Here is a 2554-nt window from a genome sequence, read left to right as displayed (position 1 = left end):
CCACCGTGCGGCATCTCGGCGACGAGCGGGATGTGGGTGTTGATCCACACGCAGCCGAAGTCCAGGCGCTTGCTCATCCGCATCGCGCGACCGAAGTCCTTGGTCCACACCGACGACGCCAGGCCGTAGTCGACGCCATTGGCCCAGGCGACGGCTTCGTCCTCGTCGGTGAAGCGCTGGACGGTGATGACCGGGCCGAATATCTCGTTCTGGATGGCCTCGTCGTCCTGCCGCAGTCCCGAGAGCACGGTGGGCTCGAGGAAGTAGCCGTCGCCAAGGCCGGTGATCCGGTTGCCGCCGGCCGAGACCGTGGCGTGGCTCGGCAGCCGCTCGATAAACCCACCGACGTGGGCGAGCTGGCGGGAGTTGTTGACCGGACCGAAGAGCGCGTCCGGGTCATCGGGCATACCGACCTTGGCGTTGTCCTTGGCATAGGCCGCGAGTGCGGCGACGAAGTCGTCGTGAATGCCGGGTGCGGCCAGCACGCGGGTCGCGGCCGTGCAGTCCTGGCCGGCGTTGAAATAGCCGGCGATGGCGATGCCCTCGACAGCGGCCTCGATGTCGGCGTCGTCGAAGACGACCACCGGGGCCTTGCCGCCGAGTTCGAGGTGGACGCGCTTGACCTGCTTGCTGGCGGACTCGGCCACCTGCATACCGGCCCGCACCGACCCGGTAATGGCGACCAACGCAGGCGTGTCATGCTCGACGAGTGCCCGGCCGGTGTCGCGATCGCCGGTGACGACATTGAAGGTCCCGGCCGGGAGGAACTCGGAGGCGACCTCAGCGAGGAGAAGCGTTGTCTCCGGGGTGGTGTCGGACGGCTTGAGCACGATGGTGTTGCCGGCCGCGAGAGCCGGGGCGATCTTCCAGACGGCCATCAGGAGCGGGTAGTTCCAGGGCGTGACCTGACCGACGACGCCGATCGGCTCCCGCCGGATCCAACTGGTCATCCCCTTCATGTATTCACCGGCGGCGCGGCCTTCGAGCACGCGCGCGGCGCCGGCGAAGAAGCGGATTTGGTCGAGCATCGGCGGGATTTCTTCACTCGTGGTGAGCGCATAGGGCTTGCCGGTGTTCTCGGCCTCAAGCTTGACGAACTCCTCGGCGCGCGCCTCGATGGCGTCGGCGATCTTGAGCAGCGCCTGCTGCCGCTCGCTGGGCGTCGTCTGCCCCCACTCGTGAAAGGCCGTGGCGGCGCTGGCGTAGGCCGCATCCACATCGGCCGCGCTAGAGACGGGCGCGCTGGCCACCACCTGGCCCGTGGACGGGTTGATCAGGTCGGTGCGGGCATCACTGCTCGCGTCCACATAGCTGTTTCCGATGAAATTTCTCAACTCGCGGGGGGTGCTCACGCTCATCACTCCAGTAGTCCTCGATCGTCGTCGTCGACGATTGAGCGAACTCTAGCCAGACGCAGCGCCCGGGCGACAGACCCCGGCACGATCGGCTCACGAAATTTACGTGGTCGATACATTCGCCTGGCCCGGACGACGGAATCCGTGGCTGGGCTCCTTGCGGCCGACGGAATCCTCAGCCACGATGGGCTTATGCGAGGGAGCAAGCCGTCACCGGCGCAGGCGCGTCTGGACGAGCATTCGAAGGTGATCATCGAGCACCTCCAGGCCGACGGCCGAGCGTCCTATGCCGCGATCGCCAAGGCCGTGGGGCTCTCCGAGGCGGCCGTGCGCCAGCGGGTGCAGCGGCTGCTCGACTCAGGCGTGATGCAGATCGTCGCCGTCACCGATCCACTCCAGGTGGGCTTCACCCGTCAGGCAATGATCGGCATCCGCGTAGACGGCGAATTGGACGCACCGGCCGCAGCGCTGTCGGAATTGCCGGAAGTCGCCTATGTCGTGACGACCGCAGGCAGCTTCGACCTGTTGTGCGAGGTGGTCTGCGAGAACGACGAAGAATTGTTGGACATCGTCAGCCGCCAGATCCGGAGCTTGCCTGGCGTCGCGTCGACCGAGACCTTCGTCTACCTGAAGCTCAACAAGCAGCACTACAACTGGGGCACCCGGTGACGCCCTTGCGCGTGAGGTGAGCGTGGGCGTCGAGAGCACGCTTACCACGCCCCTGTGGTGGGAGCCGTATGCCGCCCGCCCCGCCGCGGCTGCTGCGGCGAGTGGGGCTGTGGTCCCGGAACGTGCCGATGTGGTCATCGTCGGGGGTGGCTTCACCGGATTGTGGAGCGCCTACTACCTCTTGCGCGAGCGCCCCGGGCTCGCCATGCTCGTGCTGGAGGCCGAGCACGTCGGATATGGAGCCAGCGGGCGCAATGGCGGCTGGGTATCAGCGCTCTTCCCGCTCGGCGGTGACGCCCTCGCCCGTCGGCATGGGGTGGAGGCGACGCGCCGGCTGCTGGGTGAGTTGCGTCATACGGTCGATGAAGTGGGCAATGTCGTTGCCGCAGAGGGCTTTCCGGGGGTCGGCTATGTCCGTGGCGGAGCGCTTTGTCTTGCGCGGGGGCCGGCGCAGGTGGCGCGGGCGCGGGCAGGTCTGGCCGAGGACCAGCGCTGGGACGCGGGCACGCAGTGGCTCGACGCGGCCGGGG

3 protein-coding genes are annotated in these 2554 nt (G+C 67.7%); 2 read left to right on the top strand and 1 reads right to left on the bottom strand.

Features of this window, described 5'->3' with window-relative positions:
- A partial coding sequence (locus PKH97_RS15755) for an aminobutyraldehyde dehydrogenase (RefSeq protein WP_324388560.1) occupies nt 1-1358 on the bottom strand: 1358 nt, incomplete at its 3' end.
- A 189-nt stretch (nt 1359-1547) separates the two neighbouring features.
- Between PKH97_RS15755 and PKH97_RS15750 the strand changes: the two genes are divergently transcribed.
- The gene (locus tag PKH97_RS15750; RefSeq protein ID WP_324388559.1) at nt 1548-2024 is read left to right on the top strand and encodes an Lrp/AsnC family transcriptional regulator; all 477 of its coding nucleotides are present in this window, start codon (nt 1548-1550) and stop codon (nt 2022-2024) included.
- A 16-nt stretch (nt 2025-2040) separates the two neighbouring features.
- Nucleotides 2041-2554, top strand: a 514-nt coding sequence (locus PKH97_RS15745; protein ID WP_324388558.1) for an FAD-binding oxidoreductase, incomplete at its 3' end; no start/stop codon positions are given.

The organism is Nostocoides sp., assembly GCF_035343835.1.
GTDB classification, from domain to species: domain Bacteria; phylum Actinomycetota; class Actinomycetes; order Actinomycetales; family Dermatophilaceae; genus Nostocoides_A; species Nostocoides_A vanveenii.
This window is presented reverse-complemented; position numbering and strand designations above follow the sequence as displayed.